Raw genomic sequence first — 18,977 nt, 5'->3', positions numbered from 1 at the left:
GTGCCGATGCGACGCGGTGGCGCGCCGCGGAGGCGCGCATCAGTATTTCAGGCCGAGCTTGCGCAACGCCTTGCTGAGCACCCACGTCGGGCCGATCAACAGATACACCAGATCGGTGAGGAAGCTCGGTTTCTTCCCTTCGATCTTGTGGCCGACGAACTGCGCGATCCAGGCCACGACAAAGACACCCGTCGCCAGCCACAGCAGGCCTTCGATGCCGATGGTCGCCTGCAGCCAGCGATTCAGCCACAGCAGGGCCACGAACACCACGAGCATCGACAGGCCAAGCATGCGCGAGGCGCGGTAGTAGAACATCCACGCGGCGAACGCGGCGATCGCCGCCCAGAAGCCGCTGCCGAACCAGCTCCCGGGCACAGGGATGCACCACAGGAACGCGGTCACCGACCACACGATCAGCGGCACCGCGACATGGTGGATCTTCTGGTTGGTGGGGTTGACGTGATCGGAGGAATACTGCGCGAGCCAGCGGTCGATGGGGCGCTCGGCGGATGGCGCTTCGGCGGTGGTGTTCATGCGTTCATGTCCTGGCGGCGAAGGGATGACGGGAAATTTCCGCGCGAAGCGCGTCGAGCGATTCGGCTTCGGCGAACCAGCGCTTCGGAATCAGCTCGAACATCGCGTCCGAATGGTAGAGCAGGATCGAGCGTGCGTCTTCGTCGAACCCGGTGAAATGCGTCCATGGCCGTCTGGCCTGCGCGAGCGAAGTGGCGACGTGCAGACCCGCATCGTCCCAGTGATAGGAAAAGCGCTCGTGCAGCGACTTCTGCTGTCCGAACAGCCGCTTCCACGCGCGCGGCAGCTTGAACGCGTGCAGCACGAGGAGGCCCGCGCCGCCGCCGATGCCCGCGCCGAGGACGATCACGCCCAGCATCGGCGGACCGTACCGGACGAGTGCGGCGCCGAAGATCGCGACCACGACGACGAGCGCGAACTGGCGCTTGCGCCACTTGCGCATGTGCAATGTCTGGGCGGCGACGAAATCGTCGGCAGTCAGGGTGCCACCGAACGATCGCGCGTCCGTCATCGCCTTCAATCCACCGAAATCCCCGCCAGCCGCTGCAACGCCTCGGCGTATTTCGCGCGGGTGCGGTCGATGACCTCGGCGGGCAATCGCGGGCCCGGTGCGGTCTTGTTCCAGTCCAGGGTTTCCAGATAGTCGCGCACGAACTGCTTGTCGTAGCTCGGCGGGCTGATCCCGACTTCGTACTCGTCGGCGGGCCAGTAGCGCGACGAATCCGGGGTCAGCATTTCGTCCATCACGTACAGGCGGCCGTCGGCGTCGGTGCCGAATTCGAACTTGGTGTCGGCCAGCAGGATGCCGCGCTCGGCGGCGTAGTTCGCGGCGTGGCGATAGATGCGCAGGGTCGCGTCGCGCACCTGCTCGGCCAGTTCGGCGCCGACGGTCTTCACCATCGTGTCGAAATCGATGTTCTCGTCGTGATCGCCCACCGCGGCCTTGGTCGACGGCGTGAAGATCGGCTCCGGCAGCTGCTCGGCCTGACGCAGGCCGTCGGGCAGGGTGATGCCGCTGACCCGTCCGGTGCGCTGGTAATCCTTCCAGCCGCTGCCGATGAGGTAACCGCGGGCGATGGCTTCCACCGGCACCGGCTTGAGCCTGCGGGTGACCACCGCGCGCTTCGCGTACAGCGCGGCGTCGACGCCGGCCGGCAGCGCCGCGGCGACATCGATGCCGGTGAGATGATTGGGCAGGATGTGCGCGGTCTTCTCGAACCAGAAATTGCTGATCTGGCACAGCATTTCGCCCTTGCCGGGAATCGGATCGGGCAGCACCACGTCGAAGGCGCTCAGCCGGTCGGTGGCCACGATCAGCAGCAGCGGGCCCTGCTCTCGCGGACCGCGCTCGCGCGCCTCGGGAGGCAATGCGTCGGGCGCCAGGTCGAAGACATCGCGGACCTTGCCGCGATGGCGCAGGGTCAGGCCGGGGAGGTCGGATTCGAGCAGGGTGGTCGCCACGCGCAGTCCATCGGGAGCGGTCGGGCCGCCTAGTGTAAGGCGCACGGCGGCTTCGCGGTGCCCCGGCCGCCGGGCCGGGCGCCGGCCTTGTAGACTCGCCGCCATGACCTCCGGACACGACACCGCCTTCGATTCCCGCGCTACCCGGTTCCGATTCGGTCGCGGCAGCGCAGCCGACTACCGCACCCTCGGCGTCTCCGAGACCGCCAGCGACGCCGAGATCGAGCAGGCCTACCTGCGTCTGATCGACGAGCACCAACCGGATCGCCTGGTCGGCCTCGCCCTGGAATTCCGCCGTCGGGCCGAGAAAAAGCTGCGCGGCATCGACGCCGCCTACGGCCGGATCCGCGCGCAGCGTCGGCGCGATGCGCAAAGCAGTTCCACCTCCGAAGCCTCGCGCGCCGCAATGGCGACCGCGGACGATCGCCTCAACACCGGCGGTCTGCTGTGGGTCGCGATGGCGCTGATCGCGCTGGTGATGGTCGCCTGGCTCGCAGGCATGCGCGAACCGAGGACGATCGCGTCGCAACCGCCGGTCCCGGCAGCGGGTGAGAGTGCGCGGACTTCGAGCGCGCCGCCTTCGTCGCTGCCGGCGTCCGTACGTCCGCCGCCGAGCGCGTCCGCGTCCGACGTGCCTGCGATGCGGCCCATCGCGACGCTGCCGGTGGCGACGAACGACGCAGGCAGCGCGTCGGTCGATCGATTGGTGACGTTGATGCCGAAGGATGCACCGCCCGCGCCTCAGGCGCCGCCAGCCCTCAGCGGTGAAGCCGCCCTTGTTGAGGCCCTTCGTGCGGGCCAGCTCCGCCCCGCCACGGGCGGCGATTTCTCGCGTTGGGCCCAGCGCTGGTCCCAGGCCAACCGCCGCGGTGCGCCGACGGGCATGCAGGAGCGCGCCGGATTCATGAAGTCGTACGTGATCCAGAGGGAATTCACGATCCCGGATGGCCTCAACGGCGCGCATGCGGTGATCTTCCTGCTCGACACCGGCGCGCCTTACCCGCGCGGCGATTCCGGTCATTCTGTGGTGCTGGATCTGTCGACCGGCGCCTGCATGGGCGTGACCTGCGGGATGCTGCTGGACTGAGCGGCACCGTCCGCGGTGCGCGCCGGCCCGGCGGTCGCATCCGATCCCGACGATGACGCGCCTCGATACGGTCGGGGGCCTGTAAACTCACCGCATGACACGCTGGTACGGAAAATTCTTCGGCTTCGTCGCCGGTTGGCTGCTGTTCCGCCATCCCGGCGGCGGCCTTGTCGGCCTGTTGTTGGGTCACGCCTTCGACGCCGACTGGTTCAAGAGCCAACGCGACACGCCCTACCGCGTGCTCGGCGTCGCCGAAGATGCCAGCGACGCCGAAATCGATCAGGCCTATCGCCGCCTGATCAGCCAGTACCACCCCGACAAACTCACCGGCGTCGCCGAAGAACTCCGTCGCCAGGCCGAACGGAAGGCCGCCGACATCAACGCTGCGTACGACCGGATCAAGACGCTGCGCAAGCGGCCGTGACGCCGCGCGATCTCGTCGCACGCGGGCTACTTTCTGCTGTCATCCCGAACGCGCACAGCGCGGAGGGATCTGCTGTTCCTTGTTCGAGCGTATGCAAACACTCGCCAATGCGGGACGTCTGCGTTAGCGCGAGGCAGTCACGTTCGCGGCTCGATCGCACGGATCTTCGGCCCTGGCGACGAGACTGTCGCGTCATCGCAGGAGGACCTGCCCGCGCGATGCGGGCAGGCCGTGATTCGACAATGGGCGATTCGACGCCGGGTCAGAACCGCCAGACCGCGGTGAGGCGGACGCTGTCGAAGTTGAAGTTGTCGTCGTTGCGGCGCATGTCGGTGCCGGCGGGGTTCTGGCGGATGAAGGGATTGGTGGCCGGGGCCGGGCCTTGGGCGCGGACGCGGTATTCGTCGTCGTTGAGCTTGGTGCGCAGCACTTCGAGGCCGACCGCGATCTGGCCGATGCGGCGTTCGTAACCGATACCGAACTGGCTGCCGTCGGCGCGGCCATCGCCGTTGGTCACGAAGGTGTTGACGCCGTTGCTGGTGAAGAAGCTGTTCTCGATCTTCGCGGTGGCGTAGCCGGCGGTGACGTAGACGAGGTTGTTGCTCCCTTCGCCGAAGGCGCCGCCGAGGCGGCCGCGGAGCGCGGCGAGACCGTCGATCTTGCGCAGCATCGTGTAGCGCGCGGGCGTGGTGCTGAACGAGGAGACCGCGTCGCGCACGTCGTTCATGCCGTACTCGCCGACCACGCCGACCACCCAGTTGTCGCCGAGCTGCCAGTCGTAACCGCCGCGGATGCCCCAGTCGGCGCCGCCGCTGTTGCCGATGCAGCCGCTGGCGGGCGTGGGGCCGCGCGCCACGCCGTCGCAGGAGCCGGGCGAGAACGCATCGGCGCCGGCGGCGGTGGTCACGGTGTCGTTGTACCTGCCGTCGAGGTTGGTGTCGAAGATGAAGCGGTCGCCGGTGCCGTCGGGCTTCTGCGCCTGCCCGGCGTACACGCCGGCGTAAGCGCCGGTCCAGTCGTCGGACGACTGGGCGAAGACGGACGGGGCCAGCGCGGCCGTGAGCGATGCGAGCAGGGCGGGCGCGAGATTGCGCATGGTCATGGGATCTCCTTCGCGGAAGTGGAATGTGCGAGGGCGCGCTCGGCCTGAATGCTCCGTTTGCGAATGCCTCATTGCGAGTACGCGGACCCGCGCGTTCAGGATGCGACCGTTCGTCGGATCCCGCGCTTGGCCCCGCCGTGCGGGAAGGCGACAATGCGCGCTGTCCGATCGAGCGCCGCCCATGCAACCCACCGTCATCGCCCCGTCCATCCTGTCCGCGAATTTCGCGAAGCTCGGCGAGGAGGTCGATGCCGTCCTCGCGGCCGGTGCGGACTGGGTGCATTTCGACGTGATGGACAACCATTACGTGCCCAATCTCACCATCGGTCCGCTGGTCTGCGAAGCGCTGCGCAAACATGGCGTGACCGCACCGATCGACGTGCATCTGATGGTGGAGCCGGTGGACCGCATCGTGCCGGACTTCGCGAAGGCCGGCGCGTCGCTGATCAGTTTCCATCCCGAAGCCAGTCGCCACGTGCATCGCACGCTCCAGCTGATCAAGGCCAGCGGCTGCCAGGCCGGGCTGGTGCTGAATCCCGCGACGCCGGTGGAGGTGCTGGACTACGTGCTGGACGAACTCGATCTGGTGCTGCTGATGTCGGTGAACCCGGGCTTCGGCGGCCAGAGCTTCATTCCCTCGGCGCTGGACAAGCTGCGCGCGGTGCGCGCGCGCATCGATGCCGCCGCGGCGCGCACCGGCAGGACCATCCGCCTGGAAATCGACGGCGGCGTGAAGGTCGACAACATCGCGGAGATCGCGAAGGCGGGTGCGGACACCTTCGTCGCCGGTTCGGCGATCTTCGGCCAGGCCGATTACGCGGGCATCGTGTCGCAGATGAAGGCGGCGGTCGCGTCCGTGCGCGGTGGCTGACGCGTTGCGCCACGCCGGTGCGCGGCATGTCGGCCTGATCCTCAACGGCAAGGCCGCGGCCGACGAGACCCTGCGCACGACGGTGAACGCGCTGCGCGCGGAAGGCATGCGCGTCGATGTGCGCGTGACCTGGGAGCACGGCGATGCCGCGCGCTACGTCGACGAAGCGGTCGCGGCCGGCATGGACGCTGTCGTTGCCGGCGGCGGCGATGGCACCCTGCGCGAAGTCGCCGCGGCGCTGGCGACGCATGATGCGCCGGCCGAGGCCCTGCCGGCGCTGGCGGTGCTGTCGCTCGGCACCGCCAACGATTTCGCGACCGCGGCCGGCATTCCCGCGGAACAGCAGGCCGCCTTCGCGTTGCTGCGCATACCGCCGCGCGCGGTGGACCTGTTGTCCGTGGATGCCGACGGGCAGCAACACTGGTGCGCGAATCTCGCTTCGGGCGGGTTCGGCACCGTCGTCACCACCGAGACCAACGAGCAGTTGAAGAAAACGCTGGGCGGTCTTGCCTACGTCATCAGCGGCCTGGCCCGCGTCGGTCGCATCGAACCGATCCGCGCGCGCTTCGCGGCGGACGACTTCGCGTGGTCGGGCGATTTCATCGCGCTGGGGGTGGGCAACGGCCGCCAGGCCGGTGGCGGGCAGGTGCTGTGTCCGGACGCGCGCATCGACGACGGCCTGCTGGATCTCACCCTCGTGCCGACGCTCGAGGGCGAAGTCGCGGCCACGCTCGGCACGCTGATCGCCGAGGGTCGCCAGGCGGCGCTGGAGCGCGTCTCCACGCGTCTGCAGTCGCGCTGGGTGGAGATCATCGCGGAACGCCCGCTCACGCTGAATCTCGACGGCGAACCGGTCGAGGCGACCGCGTTCCGGATCGTCTGCGTGCCCGGCCGGCTGCGGATGCATCTGCCCGATGCCTGCCCGCTGCTGTCGTCCGGCGCATGAAGAAAGAGCGGCGCCTTTCGGCGCCGCCCCGGTGTTGTGGAAGCAATCCCGCTTCCGTCCGTCGTCCCTGCGATGGCCTTCCATTCTCCGGGCGAACGATGACGATTCCGTGACGCGGGCATGGCGCAGGTGCGACCGCCGGCCGAAGCCGTTAGGATGTCGCGACATGAACGGGATCGTCCTCCAGCATCGAACCACGGCCTCGGCCGCACCGTGCGGGCACGGGCGATGGCGCGGCTGAGCGCCGCCTTCCCTTCCCGTTTCGATTTTCCGAAAGGACTTCCCGCGTGATCTCGTTCGAACAGTTCCAGCAATACGCCGAAGACGGCCACACCCTCATTCCGGTCGTGCGCGAAGTGCTCTCCGACCTCGACACGCCGCTGTCGGTCTATCTCAAGCTCGCCGACGGCCCGCATACCTATCTCTTCGAATCGGTGGAAGGCGGCGAACGCTTCGGCCGCTATTCGATCATCGGCCTGCCCGCGCAGCGCGTGTATGCTTTCGCCGGACACACGCTGTTCGTCAGCGAACTGGGCGAGCTGGTCGACACCCGCGTCGTCGACGATCCGCTGGCCGAGGTCGAACGGCTGCGCGCCGCGCAGAAGGTTCCGCGGCTCGCGGGGCTGCCGGGGTTCACCGGCGGGCTGGTCGGCTGGTTCGGCTTCGAATGCATCCAGTACATCGAGTCGCGACTGCGCACGACGAACAAGCCGGACGAACTCGGCACGCCGGACATCCTGCTGATGGACAGCCGCGACGTGGCCGTGTTCGACAGCCTCAAGGGCCGGCTGTATCTCATCGTCCACGCCGACCCGCGCGAACCGCAGGCCTGGGCGCGCGCCAACCGGCGCCTGGACGAGCTGACGCATCGTCTGCGCCAGGGCGGGGCGGGCTATCCGGAAGCGCGCGACACCGCCGGGCTGAACGAGGCCGATTTCGTGTCCGGCTTCACCCGCGAAGGCTTCATCGCCGCGGTCGAGAAATCGAAGGAATACATCCGCGCCGGCGACATCTTCCAGGTCGTGCTGAGCCAGCGTCTGTCGGTGCCGTTCCGCGCGCGCCCGGTCGATGTCTACCGCGCGCTGCGTGCGCTCAATCCCTCGCCGTACATGTATTTCCTCGATGTCGGCGGCACCCAGGTCGTCGGTTCTTCGCCGGAAATCCTGGTGCGCCTCGAAGCCGGAGAGGTCACCGTGCGTCCGATCGCCGGCACCCGTCCGCGCGGCAAGACGCACGACGAGGACATTGCGCTGGAAGCGGAACTGCTGGCCGATCCGAAGGAACGCGCCGAACACCTGATGCTGATCGATCTGGGTCGCAACGATGTCGGCCGCGTCAGCGAGCCGGGCACGGTCGAGGTCGGCGATCGTTTCGTGATCGAAAGATACAGCCACGTGATGCACATCGTCAGCGAGGTCGCCGGCCGCCTGAAGGACGGCTTGAGCTACGCCGACGTGCTGCGCGCGACGTTCCCCGCGGGCACCGTCAGCGGCGCGCCGAAGATCCGCGCGCTGGAAGTGATCCGCGAACTGGAACCGATCAAGCGCAACGTCTATGCCGGCAGCATCGGCTACATCAGCTGGCACGGCGACGCCGACACCGCGATCGCGATCCGCACCGCGGTGATCCAGGACGGCAGACTGCACGTGCAGGCCGGCGCCGGCATCGTCTACGACTCCGACCCGCAGAAGGAATGGGAAGAGACGATGAACAAGAGCCGCGCGCTGTTCCGCGCGGTGGAAGAGGCGGCGCGGGGGTTGTGATTCCACGATGGTGCAGGGCGCGATGATCGTCATCGCCGTTGCCCGTGCCGTTGCCCGAATACGAAAACGCCCCGCATCGCTGCGGGGCGTTCGCGTTGCCGCTGTGCGGATCGCTTACATGCCCACGCTGCGCGCGCTCTGCTGCTGGGCGGGCGCCTGCTGCGGGTCCGGCACCATCATCGTCGCCAGCGACTGGTCGGCCGGCTGCTGCCTGGCCTGGGCGACGTTCACCGCGATGCGGTCGGCGGATTCGCTGGTCGGATCGCCCTGATAGGCGAAGACCTGTCCGTTCTTGCCGAGCAGCGCGCCGTCGATGCGCTCCATGCCGGAAGTCTGCGCCTGCAGCGCGGTGGCTGCGGCGACGTTGCGCAATTCCTCGCCTTTCAGTCCGAGGCCGTCGACCTTCTTCAACGCATCTTCCGCCTGTCGATACAGCGCCGGTTCCGGGGCCGGGGCTTCGACGCTCGGCTTCTTCGGGCTGCTGTCGGTGAACTTCAGGCCGGTGTCCAGCAGCGACTTGTCGAGGCCGATCGACTTCATGTCGATCTTCACTTCCGGCGCGACCGCCTTCGGATCGGCCTTCTTCGCTTCGGCGAGCGCGCGCTTCTCGGTGTCGTTGATGACGTTGAGTGCCCATTCGCCGTAGTAGTTCGGGTAGTCCTGGTTGCCCTTGGTGCCGAGCCGCGCCGAGCTCGGCGGCTGATCGAAGTAGTGCTTGCCCATCGCCTTCACGTTCTCGGGCGTGGTCTTCATCGTGTTGTCGGCTTCCAGGGTCAGGCCCGGCTTCAGCGCGTAGGTGAAGTTCGGCGCCTTGCCGCCGCGCTCGATGAAGTCTTCCATGCGCCCCGGATGGGCGTTGTAGAGCTCCTTCAGGCCGGCCTTCGGATTGTCCTTCATCACCTGCGAGGCGATCGCGTTGAAGCCGCCGATGTGCGCGCCGGCTTCGTCTTCGCGGTAGTTCTGGATCAGGGTCTTGACCGCGTTGGTGTAGTCGTGGGGACCGGGCCCCTTGGCGATCTTCTCGACGTCCTTGACGAAGGCATCCGTGGCCTTGTCGCTGACGGTGCTGTTGAACGAGTGCTGGATCTCGTGGCCCATCACGAACACCAGCTCGGCGGCGGCGGCCTTGTCCTTGCCGGCCTTCTTCAGGTAATCGGCCGGCAGCTCGATGGTCTTGGTGTCGGGGCTGTAGGTGCCGCCGGCGTTCGCGCCGGCGGGCAGCACGTCGAATTTCTCGAGGTGGCCTTTCTGCACCGAGTCGAGGATGCGCGCCTTCAGATCCGGCGAGTTGTCGAGCAGCGCGCGCAGGTTCTTGCCGGGCGTTTCGGTCTTGGTGTCGTGGGCTTTCTCGAAATCGGAGAGGATCTTCTCCAGTTTCGTTTCCGCGGCCTTCTTGTCCGCGGCCATTTTCTTCAGGACGTCTTCGGGAATGGCGGCCATGTCGGTATCCCTCAGGCGTTGATGATGAGTTTGGAGACGCAGGCGTGGTCCGCCTTCGCGTCGCTTTCGCCGCGCACGTAGATCTGCACGGACACGTCTTCGCGCGAGAAGTCCCAGTACAGCACGCGATCGTGCGGGCCGCGGTTCGCCTTCGAGCGGAAACCGGCGGCTTCCAGCGCTGCGGCGTAGTCGTCGAAGTCGAGCGCGCAGATCGGCGCCATGTCGGCGTTGGCGCGGCTTTCGTCGTCGAACGAGAACATGATCCGCGACGGCTTGCGGTCGCCTTCGGGCAGGGAGACGAGGTTGTAGGCCCAGGCGTCGGTGAGCTGGCCGCCGAAGCCGTATTCGTTGGCGTCGTCGGGATTGAATTCGACCGGGATGCCGGTGAGCTGTTCGATCCGCGCGGGGGCGATGTCGTCGGGGCCGCGGACGTTCTCGGCGAGCCGCAGGACGCGGCGGCCGATGTCTTCGGCGTTGGTGGGCAGTGACTGCGGCATGGGAAACACCCGTATGCGTGATGAGAAGGGGGAGCGCGATCGCGCGGGGGCGCGGATGCGCGCGCCGGGCGGAAAGCGGGGCGCATCGGGAGGAACGACGAAATCCGTGGCCGGCGGCCATGGCGGACCTGCCGGCGCGGGTGCGCCGGTTCGCATCGTGCCTGCGGCGTTACAGCACCACCGGATGCGAGGACGGATCCCGGCGCTGCTCCTGTCCCTGCGCCGGGGCCAGCGACGGTGACTCGGCCGCGACGAGTCGGCCCCTGTTGTCCTGTTCCGGCGTCGCCTTGCCGACCTCCAGCGAGACGCCTGCGTTGTTGCGGCTCTCGGCGCTGCCCTGGCTGACGATCAGGCCATCGCCGTTGAGGTTGGGCGTGATGCGCTCGATGGCGGTCATGCCGCGCTCCTGCGCCGCGACCGCCAGCGCCGCGGCGAGATTGCGCCGCTCCTGGGATTCGCCCAGCGGCGTGTCGAGGTGCTGCTGTTCGACCAGCGTCAATGCCTGCCGGAACAGAGGATGTTCGGGAGCCGGCACCGCGTGCGACTGCGGCGGATCGGGCGGCGGTTCCGATCCCCGCACCACCGACGCTTCCGCGATGCGCGGCTCAGCGACGAGCGGCTCCACGACAAGCGGCTCCGCCACCTGCGACTGCACGATCTGCGACTCCGCGCCCTGCGACGGCATGCCCGGCGGCCCGACGATGAGCGGTTCCGAGAGACCGAGGTCGTCCAGCTGCAGGATTTGGACCCCTTCGTTGACGACGACCGGCGCACCGTCCGCCGGCGGATGCAGGGCGGCAGCGTCGTTGCGGGGCAGCGTGATGGTTTCGCCATCCGCGAGCAGCGCGGCGAAATCGATCCGGTATTCGCGCCGCACCGGATCGAACTCCCCGTCGACCGCCCGCGTTTCGGCGTCGTGCACGAGATTCCATGCGAAGCGGATGCCGTCCTGCCGATAGTTCAGGCGTTCGGGGCCGAGCTGCGCATGATCGGCGTAATAGACCTTCATCGCGTTGATGTTCTCGCGCGTGTACGCCATCCGGCCGGTGTCCGGGTCGATCGTCAGGCCGTCCTTCAATGCGTAGGTGTGTGCGGGCGCCTGGCCCCGGCGCTCGATGAAGTCGCCCATGCGCCCGGGGCAGGCCTCGTACAGCGCCCGGAGCATGCCCGCCCGTCCCGGGGATTCGACTTCGTGCACGTAGGACGCGATCGCGTTGAAACCGCCGATGTGCGCGCGGCCTTCGTCCGCCCGCGTGTGTTCGACGTAGGCGCGCAACGCCGGGGTGTAGTCGCGCACGCCGTCCGCGGCGGGGGCATCCGCGATTCCCTGGATGGACGGTTGCAGCACCGCGCTCGGATAATGGATGCCGCGGTTGGAGCGCGCGTGTTCGATCTCGTGGCCGAGGGTGAAGATCAGCCCCATCATGTCGCCGTTCCGGTAATCGAAATCCGGCGGCATCCGCACCTGCCTGTGGAAGGCATTGTAGGCCGCCGCGCCGCCGTCCACCGCCTGCGGGGAGAACTCGGCGACGTAGCCGTCGTGCACCGCGCTCAGGGTGCGCGTTCTGAGGTCCGGCGAAGCCTCCAGCGCCAGGCGGATGCCGCGCACGGTGTCGCGATGTCCGGCGCCGCCGGTGGCGTATCGATCGAGCATGGTATCCAGCGCGCGCTCATCGGCGTTGCGGAAATCGAACAGCCCCTTGAACCACTCAGCCATGGCCCACCTCCGCGGTCGCGGCGACCGGTGTGTCGATGAAGGCGCGCACGACCCGCAGCAGACCGCTTCCATCGCGTTCGGTCTGCAGATCGATGCGGACGCCGTCGCGCTCGAAGCGGTCGCCGTAGCGCACGCCGCGCGGCCCCGGGATCGTCGTCTGCACGAAGCCGGCGGCGCACAGCGTTCCGGCGCAGGCCTCGAACGCGGGCGCGCCGTCGGGCGCGTCCGCCGCATCCGGCGTCTGGCGGTCGTAGGCCACGACGATCCGCGTCGGCGCGTCGTCGCGGCCGGGCAGCGCCGCGATGTTGAAGATCCACTGTGCATCGATCGCCAGGCCCGCGCCGTAGCGGCGCGGATCGTCCGGCGCCGAGGTCACCGGCAGGCCGCTCAGCGCCTGCAGACGTTCGGGCGAAAGATCCTCGGGGCCGCGGATGGCGGCGAGCAGATCGACCATGCGCGCGGCGCTGGCAGGGGCGGGGTCGGTCGCTGAACGGTCCTGGTGCATGGCGATGTCGTCCTTGGTGCTGGTGTAGGCGTCGGTGCGGGCGATCGATCCTGCCGGCGCGGCCGCGCAACGCGGTTCCGACGCCGCCTGGTCCCCGCGGACCCGCATCGAGGCTACGCCATCCTCGTCGCCTTTCAAAGCCGAGGCGGGGGTCGATCGCGGCTCCTTGCTGGGCCGACGCCGGGCCGCTGTCGGGTCCGTCCCGGACCGGTGCCGGATCACTGCAGGTCCAGTTCGGCCGCGTCCGCGCGTGCCGCAGGTCCTGCGCCGGCGCTCAAAACATCAGGTTCACCACCAGCACCACGATGCCGGTGTACAGCAGGCTGAGCGGGCCGCCGACCTTCCACAGTTCCTTCGCGGTGTAACCCGCCGGGCCGGTGATCATCGACATCACCGGGTTGGACGCGGTCATGAAATTGTTCGATGCCGACAACGCCACGATCAGCGCGAACGCGGTCGGATCGCTGCCGGCGGCGAGCGCGAGATTGATCGCGATCGGCACCATGACGATCGTCGCGCCGACGTGGCTGATCACCAGCGAGAACGCGGTGGTGAGCAGACCGACGGAAATCTCGATCAGCCAATGCGGCGTACCTTCGGGCAAACGATCCAGCGTGTGCGCCGCGACCCAGGCCGCTGCGCCGCTGGAATCCATCGCCCAGCCCAGCGGAATCAGGCAGGCCATCAGGAATACGGTTTTCCAGTTGATCGCGGCGTAGGCCTCGTCCATCTTCAACACGCCAGTGATCAGCATGCCGGCGACGCCGGTCATCAGCGCCAGCGACGCGGGGATGCGCGACGACAGCGCGATCAGCATCGTGATCCCGAAGATGGTCATCGCGATCTTGAACTTGTGCGGACGCTGCTCGGCTTTCGGGTAGTCGGTCACCGGCACGAAGTCGCGATTGCTCGCGGCCTGCGCCAGGTCGGTCCAGATGCTGTGCAGCACCAGCAGGTCGCCGGCGCGCAGCGGCTGCTCGCGCACGTTCTCGCGCAGCACCTGCTTGTCGCGGTTGATCGCGAGCAGGCGCAGGTTGTGCTGGCGGCGCAGTTTCAGCTGGGTCGCGGTCTTGCCGATGAAGGTCGAGGTGGGCGGGATCACCGCTTCGGAAATGCCGGCGCGTGCGGGATTGAACAGATCGGCGAACTCGCGCAGCCGCGCGCTGATGCGCAGGAAGCGGTTCTGCGCGAAATCGGTGATCGCCGGCCGCGCGCCCATCACGCCGAGCACGCTGCCGACCCAGATGCGCGCGTCGCCCGGCGGCGCCAGCCGCGATTCGTTGCCGGTCTTCAGGGCCAGGATCAGCGGGGCGTCGTGCAGGTCCTCGGTCTCGCGCAGCGACATCCCCACCAGCGGACTGTCGGCGGTGACGGTGAGTTCATAGACCTCGCCTTCGATGCCGTAGGCGGTGGCGAAATAGGTTTCGGTGCGCGCCGGGGTGACGCCGGCGTCGGCGGCGTTCTCGTGCAGGCGCTGGCCGCCGAAGAAATGGAAATACGCCAGCGCCGCGGCCAGCAGCGCCAGGCCGATCGGCAGCGGCGCGAACATCGGCAGCGGTTTCAGCGTCATCAGGCCGGACGGCAGGCTGTTGTTTGCCGAGACCAGCAGATCGTTGAGCAGGATCAGCGGCGAGTTGCCGACCATGGTCAGGCCGCCGCCCATCACGATCGCCGCCGCGATCGGCAGCAGCAGCCGCGACAGCGGCAGGCCGGTGCGCGAGGACAGTCGCGAGGCCACCGGCAGATACAGCGCCATCACCGATGGATTCTGCATCACCGAGGAGTTCAGCCCGGCGATCGCGGACGTGAACAGGATCAGCCGCTGCTCGACGCCGTCCGCGCGGCGCAGCAGCCATGCGGCGAGACGGTTGAGCGCGCCGGTGCGATCGAGGCCGGCACCGAGGATCATGGTCGCGATCACGCTGATCACCGCGTTGCCCGCGAGGCCGTTGTACAGGTCTTCGCGCGGCACCAGCCCGGTCAGGCCCAGCAGCACCAGCACCACCAGCGCGACCACGTCGGCGCGGATGCGCTCGAACAGGAACAACACCATCGTCAGCGCCGTCAGCCCGAGGACGAGCTGCATATCGCTGGTGAGGGTGAGTGCGTTCTCCATCGTCAGTCGCTGCGTGCGTCGGGCGTGTCGGCGTCGTCGATGCGGTCGTACAGAAGATCCCACACGCCATGGCCGAGCTTCTGGCCGCGGGTCTCGAAATGCGTCTGCGGCCGCCATTCCGGTCGCGGCACCGCGCCGCGCGCGCCGGCGACGTTGCGCAGGCCCGGCGTGGCGTCGAGCACGTCCCACATGTGTTCGGCGTAGGCTTGCCAGTCGGTGGCCAGATGCAGGCGCCCGCCGATGCGCAGCTTGCGCGCCAGCAGCGCGGCGAATTCGGGCTGTACCAGCCGACGCTTGTTATGACGCTTCTTGTGCCAGGGGTCGGGGAAATAGATGCGGATTTCGTCGAGGCTGCCGTCGGCGATCTCGTGTTCGAGCACTTCCACCGCGTCGTGACGATAGACGCGGACATGATCGCTGGCATCCGCCGCCAGCCAGTTCAGCAGCCGGCCGACCCCGGGCGCATGCACTTCGATGCCGATGTAATCGCGGGACGGATCCTGCTTCGCGGCGAAGCGCAGCGCTTCGCCGTTGCCGAAGCCGATCTCGACCACCCGCAGCGCGGTGCGGCCGAACACGGCGTCGTAGTCGCGCGGACCGGCGGCATAGTCCAGCCCGAACTGCGGCCACAGTTCGTCGAACGCACGCTGCTGCGCCGGGCTGAAGCGCCCCTGGCGCAGCACGAAACTGCGGATCTTGCGTTGTCCGGGTTCGACCGTGAATGGCTGGTCGTGCGCGTGGTCCTGAGTCATCGCGGTCAAACGTTGCGCTTGCGGGATTTGGAAGGGGCCGGCTTGGCCTTCTCCGCCAAGATCAGCAGCCCGAGCAAGGCTTCGTTCACCGCTTCCGCATTCGGAAAGGCGTGCGCGACCCGGTCGTCCAGCAGCACGAGATTGCTGCCTTTCGAATACCGGCGGAGGTATTTGCCGCGAACGCCGGTGCCGAGATCTTCGCGACGGTATTCGGCCCGCATGGCTTCAGTCTTTTTCATAGATCGTTCGCTCGTGTCGGGTTGCCTTGCGCGCGCTGATGATGCGAATTGCACGTCCGCGTTCGATGTGCGCGACGACCAGCAGCAGATCCCGATGCGACTGCCCGATGGTCAGGAAGCGCGCTTCGCGCACCGAGTGGTCCGGATCCGGGAAGGTCAGGGCGAGCGGGTCGCCGAACACCGTTGCGGCCTCCTCGAAGGATACGCCGTGCTTGCGCTGATTGGCGATGGCTTTGGGCGCGTCCCATTCGAATTTCAGCATGCGCCCGGCCCGCTCATCCGATCAGCCCGTCCACCGGCGACGACGCCGAGGCGAAGCGCTTGCGCGGGATGCGGCCGGACAGGAACGCGTGGCGGCCGGCTTCGATCGCGAGCTTCATCGCCAGCGCCATCCGCACCGGATCCTTCGCGCCCGCGATCGCGGTGTTCATCAGCACGCCGTCGCAGCCCAGTTCCATCGCGATGGCGGCGTCCGAGGCGGTACCGACGCCGGCGTCGACCAGGATCGGCACCTTCGCGTTCTCGATGATTTCCAGCAGGTTGTACCGGTTCTGGATGCCGAGGCCCGAGCCGATCGGCGCGGCCAGCGGCATCACCGCGCAGCAGCCGATCTCTTCCAGGCGCTTGGCCAGGATCGGGTCGTCGCTGGTGTAGACCATCACGTCGAAGCCGTCGGCGACCAGGGTCTCCGCGGCCTGCAGCGTCTGCACCACGTCGGGGAACAGGGTGCGGGTGTCGCCCAGCACTTCGAGCTTCACGAGAGTGTGGCCGTCGAGCAGCTCGCGCGCGAGCCGGCAGGTGCGCACGGCGTCGTCGGCGGTGTAGCAGCCGGCGGTGTTGGGCAGGATGGTGTAGCGGTCCGGCGGCAGCACGTCGAGCAGGTTCGGCTCGCCCGGCGTCTGGCCGATGTTCGTGCGGCGGATGGCGACGGTGACGATCTCGGCGGCGGCGGCCTCGGTCGCCAGGCGGGTTTCGTCGAGATCCTTGAATTTGCCGGTACCGGTCAACAGGCGCGAGCGGTAGATCTTGCCGGCGATGACGAGCGCGTCGTCGTAAGCATGGGGTGCGGTCATCGCGGGATTATCGCGCATCGCCGCGCCGAGCGGACGCCCCGGTCACGGCGAACGTTCTGGAGCACCTGTAGGAGCGACGCAAGTCGCGACAAACCACCGCGGTTCCTCCCGAGAGCCAACTAGGGCAGCCCCCGCATCGGCCTGGTGCGTGCGGTCAGCCGCCTCCGAGGGCGTGAACGATCTCGACCACATCGCCCTCGGCGAGCGGATGATCGGCGTGGCGGCCGCGGGGGATGATGTCCCCGTTCACTTCCACCGCCACCCGGCGGCCGGCCAGGCCCTGGGTGGCGAGCAGTTCGGCGAGGGTGCAGGGGGCGGGCAGGGCGAGGGTATCGCCATTCAGTCGGATATCCATGGAAGGATTCTAGGCCGAACCGCCGCGGCGGGCGCCGCCCCGGATGCGGTGCGGCCGTCCGGCTATGCCCTGTCACACTTGAGTCATCAAAGCCTTCGTGAAACGATGCCGCCACCATCCGGCGCCGTATCGCACAGAGCGCCGTGGGTTTTCCGCATTTTCTTCCAGTTTTTCCACCAGTCCGGGAGTGGGATCCATGTCGTCCAACCGTGGGGCCAAGCGGCCCATCCGCAATCTTCTTTCCGTCGCCGTGCTCGCCGCCACCGCCGCGATCGCCGCGCCGGCCTCCGCCGCAGGCCCGTATTCGCAGACCGTGTTCTTCGGCGACAGCCTGACCGACAGCGGCTTCTTCCGTCCGCTGCTGCCGGCGAGCGTCCGTCCCGTCACCGGCCAGTTCACCACCAACCCGGGCTTCGTGTGGTCGCAGTACCTCGCCGACTTCTACGGCACCCGCGCCGATCCCAACGGCAACGGCCAGACCGGCACCAATTACGCCGCCGGCGGCGCCCGCGTCGGCACCAACAGCACCGGCGCGCTGGGTCCGATCCCCGCGATGACCACCCAGCTCACCAACTATCTCGCCGCCAACGGCGGCCGCGCCGACAGCCGCGCGCTGTACACGGTGTGGGGCGGCGCGAACGACCTGTTCGCGATCACCAACGCCGGCGCCAACCCGACCACCACCATCGCCTCGGCCGTCGCGTCGCAGATCGGCATGGTCGGCACCCTGCAGAATGCCGGCGCCCGCTACATCCTGGTCCCGACCATTCCGGACCTCGGCATCACCCCGGCGTTCCGCGCCCAGGGCGCGACCGCGCAGGCCACCGGCACCGCGCTGACCATCAACTACAACACCGCACTGTTCGGCGGCCTCGCCACCAACAACCTGCGCGTGATCCCGATCGACACCTTCACCCTGATCCGCGAAATCACCGCGAACCCGGGCGCCTACGGCTTCACCAACATCACCGGCACCGCCTGCCAGCCGCAGATCACCGCGAACTCGCTGACCTGCAACCCGACCAGCTACGTCACCCCGAACGCGCCGAACACCTACCTGTTCGCCGACGGCGTGCATCCGACCAGCCGCGCGCACCAGATCCTGGCCCAGTACGTGGTGTCCGTCCTCGAAGCCCCGCGTCAGAACCAGATCCTCGGCCACTCGGCCGGTGTGGTCGGCCGCGCCCGCGCCGACCGCGTCTCGGCGCATCTCGCCGGCAAGCCGGCCGGCGACGGCATGCGCTGGTGGGTGGACACCCGCGCCGACTTCCAGCGTTACGAAGGCGGCGACCTGTACGACGGCGTCGGCCCGTCGATCAGCGGCGGCGTCGACTGGACCAGCGGCAACTTCGTCTACGGCGCCTTCGGCGGCTTCGGCCGCAACGCCCAGGACTTCGGCCAGCGTCGCGGCGACTTCGACCAGACCGATCTCACCCTCGGCGGCTTCGGCGGCTGGTACGGCGAGCGCCTGTGGGCCAACGCCCAGCTCAGCTACACCCAGCTGCGCTACGACGTGAACCGCGACGTGTGGCTCGGCCCGGCCCGGCGCAGCCACAGCGGCTCGCCGGACGGCAGCAACCTCACCTTCGGCGTCAACGCCGGCATGAACTTCCAGCGCGATCAGCTCACCCACGGCCCGGTGGCCAGCGTGCTGGTGCAGCGCATCGATGTCGACGGTTACGCCGAAGACCAGCCGACCCTCGCCACCTCGCTGGCCTACTCGGACCAGAGCTACGACTCGCTGATCACCAGCCTCGGCTGGCAGGCCAGCTACGAGATCAACGACCACCTCGCGCCTTACGCCCGCGTCACCTGGGACAAGGAACACGAGGACGCCCCGAGCGAAGTCTTCGCCCGCGCGCAGTCGATCGCCGGCAGCCTGCCCTACGCCGTTCCCGGCCTGGAGTTCGACGACAGCTACGTCACCGCAGTGATCGGCGCACGCACCGAACTGTTCGGCTTCGACGCCGACATCGGCGCCAGCGTCGGCACCGCGCAGGGCAACGGCAACGACGCCACCCTGTTCGCGACCTTCGGCAAGAAGTTCTGATGCCGACGGGCTCCGGCCCGGGCCGCGCCCGGTTCCCGGAGCCCA

General features: G+C 68.3%; 20 protein-coding genes. 6 read left to right on the top strand and 14 right to left on the bottom strand.

Translation table 11 applies throughout. The features are described 5' to 3' along the window. Positions 1 to 39 precede the first annotated feature (39 nt). The 3 genes from ABD974_RS11260 to ABD974_RS11250 are packed head-to-tail and all read right to left on the bottom strand — an operon-like array spanning position 40 to position 1,995. Positions 40 to 534, bottom strand: a complete 495-nt coding sequence (locus ABD974_RS11260; protein WP_345303408.1) for an Mpo1 family 2-hydroxy fatty acid dioxygenase — start codon at positions 532 to 534, stop codon at positions 40 to 42. Between the two features lie 4 nt (positions 535 to 538). Next, positions 539 to 1,045 (bottom strand): YcxB family protein, encoded by a 507-nt coding sequence (locus ABD974_RS11255; protein ID WP_345303407.1) that lies wholly within the window; start codon positions 1,043 to 1,045, stop codon positions 539 to 541. Positions 1,046 to 1,050: 5 nt separating this feature from the next. Further along, on the bottom strand, positions 1,051 to 1,995 hold the full coding sequence (locus ABD974_RS11250) for a phosphoribosylaminoimidazolesuccinocarboxamide synthase (protein ID WP_345303510.1): 945 nt from the start codon (positions 1,993 to 1,995) through the stop codon (positions 1,051 to 1,053). A gap of 103 nt (positions 1,996 to 2,098) precedes the next feature. Here ABD974_RS11250 and ABD974_RS11245 point away from each other — a divergent pair, with 103 nt between their 5' ends. Continuing rightward, positions 2,099 to 3,082, top strand: coding sequence for a J domain-containing protein (locus tag ABD974_RS11245; protein WP_345303406.1), 984 nt, complete (start codon positions 2,099 to 2,101; stop codon positions 3,080 to 3,082). 94 nt (positions 3,083 to 3,176) lie between these two features. Then, entirely contained in the window at positions 3,177 to 3,506 is a 330-nt protein-coding gene (locus ABD974_RS11240; protein WP_345303405.1) for a J domain-containing protein, read from the top strand. A 262-nt stretch (positions 3,507 to 3,768) separates the two neighbouring features. Here the strand turns inward: ABD974_RS11240 and ABD974_RS11235 are convergent, their stop codons facing one another. Then, a complete protein-coding gene (locus ABD974_RS11235) occupies positions 3,769 to 4,602 on the bottom strand; it encodes an outer membrane protein (protein ID WP_345303509.1) in 834 nt (277 codons plus the stop codon). Between the two features lie 187 nt (positions 4,603 to 4,789). Between ABD974_RS11235 and rpe the strand changes: the two genes are divergently transcribed. The 3 genes from rpe to trpE all read left to right on the top strand — a co-directional run bounded on the left by rpe (position 4,790) and on the right by trpE (position 8,188). Beyond that, the gene (gene rpe / locus ABD974_RS11230; protein ID WP_345303404.1) at positions 4,790 to 5,479 is read left to right on the top strand and encodes a ribulose-phosphate 3-epimerase; all 690 of its coding nucleotides are present in this window, start codon (positions 4,790 to 4,792) and stop codon (positions 5,477 to 5,479) included. Beyond that, a complete protein-coding gene (yegS, locus tag ABD974_RS11225; protein ID WP_345303403.1) occupies positions 5,472 to 6,425 on the top strand; it encodes a lipid kinase YegS in 954 nt (317 codons plus the stop codon). Before rpe ends, yegS begins: the two co-directional genes overlap by 8 nt. Positions 6,426 to 6,712: 287 nt before the next feature. After that, positions 6,713 to 8,188, top strand: coding sequence for an anthranilate synthase component I (gene trpE, locus ABD974_RS11220; protein ID WP_345303402.1), 1,476 nt, complete (start codon positions 6,713 to 6,715; stop codon positions 8,186 to 8,188). A gap of 114 nt (positions 8,189 to 8,302) precedes the next feature. On the opposite strand, the gene ABD974_RS11215 is transcribed toward trpE, so the two are convergent. The 10 genes from ABD974_RS11215 to thiS all read right to left on the bottom strand — a co-directional run bounded on the left by ABD974_RS11215 (position 8,303) and on the right by thiS (position 16,882). Further along, complete coding sequence (locus ABD974_RS11215; protein WP_345303401.1) at positions 8,303 to 9,628, bottom strand: XVIPCD domain-containing protein; 1,326 nt, start codon at positions 9,626 to 9,628, stop codon at positions 8,303 to 8,305. 11 nt (positions 9,629 to 9,639) lie between these two features. Next, the gene (locus ABD974_RS11210; protein WP_345303400.1) at positions 9,640 to 10,125 is read right to left on the bottom strand and encodes a hypothetical protein; all 486 of its coding nucleotides are present in this window, start codon (positions 10,123 to 10,125) and stop codon (positions 9,640 to 9,642) included. A gap of 169 nt (positions 10,126 to 10,294) precedes the next feature. After that, positions 10,295 to 11,842, bottom strand: a complete 1,548-nt coding sequence (locus ABD974_RS11205) for an XVIPCD domain-containing protein (protein ID WP_345303399.1) — start codon at positions 11,840 to 11,842, stop codon at positions 10,295 to 10,297. After that, a complete protein-coding gene (locus ABD974_RS11200) occupies positions 11,835 to 12,455 on the bottom strand; it encodes a hypothetical protein (protein ID WP_345303398.1) in 621 nt (206 codons plus the stop codon). Before ABD974_RS11200 ends, ABD974_RS11205 begins: the two co-directional genes overlap by 8 nt. A gap of 166 nt (positions 12,456 to 12,621) precedes the next feature. Next, entirely contained in the window at positions 12,622 to 14,463 is a 1,842-nt protein-coding gene (locus ABD974_RS11195) for an SLC13 family permease (protein ID WP_345303397.1), read from the bottom strand. A 2-nt stretch (positions 14,464 to 14,465) separates the two neighbouring features. Continuing rightward, on the bottom strand, positions 14,466 to 15,215 hold the full coding sequence (trmB, locus tag ABD974_RS11190; protein WP_345303396.1) for a tRNA (guanosine(46)-N7)-methyltransferase TrmB: 750 nt from the start codon (positions 15,213 to 15,215) through the stop codon (positions 14,466 to 14,468). Positions 15,216 to 15,220: 5 nt separating this feature from the next. Beyond that, positions 15,221 to 15,454 (bottom strand): hypothetical protein, encoded by a 234-nt coding sequence (locus ABD974_RS11185; RefSeq protein WP_345303395.1) that lies wholly within the window; start codon positions 15,452 to 15,454, stop codon positions 15,221 to 15,223. Then, a complete protein-coding gene (locus ABD974_RS11180; RefSeq protein ID WP_345303394.1) occupies positions 15,441 to 15,716 on the bottom strand; it encodes a BrnT family toxin in 276 nt (91 codons plus the stop codon). Before ABD974_RS11180 ends, ABD974_RS11185 begins: the two co-directional genes overlap by 14 nt. A 13-nt stretch (positions 15,717 to 15,729) precedes the next feature. Beyond that, the gene (locus ABD974_RS11175; protein WP_345303393.1) at positions 15,730 to 16,527 is read right to left on the bottom strand and encodes a thiazole synthase; all 798 of its coding nucleotides are present in this window, start codon (positions 16,525 to 16,527) and stop codon (positions 15,730 to 15,732) included. A gap of 154 nt (positions 16,528 to 16,681) precedes the next feature. After that, positions 16,682 to 16,882: a sulfur carrier protein ThiS gene (thiS, locus tag ABD974_RS11170; RefSeq protein ID WP_345303392.1), complete on the bottom strand. Its 201-nt coding sequence runs from the start codon at positions 16,880 to 16,882 to the stop codon at positions 16,682 to 16,684. 250 nt (positions 16,883 to 17,132) lie between these two features. On the opposite strand from thiS, the gene ABD974_RS11165 reads away from it, so the two are divergent. Further along, positions 17,133 to 18,932, top strand: coding sequence for an autotransporter domain-containing protein (locus ABD974_RS11165; RefSeq protein ID WP_425562682.1), 1,800 nt, complete (start codon positions 17,133 to 17,135; stop codon positions 18,930 to 18,932). The last annotated feature ends 45 nt before the right edge of the window (positions 18,933 to 18,977 follow it).

It is taken from the genome of Lysobacter hankyongensis, from assembly GCF_039543145.1.
In the GTDB taxonomy this organism is placed as follows: Bacteria; Pseudomonadota; Gammaproteobacteria; order Xanthomonadales; family Xanthomonadaceae; genus Lysobacter_I; species Lysobacter_I hankyongensis.
This window is presented reverse-complemented; position numbering and strand designations above follow the sequence as displayed.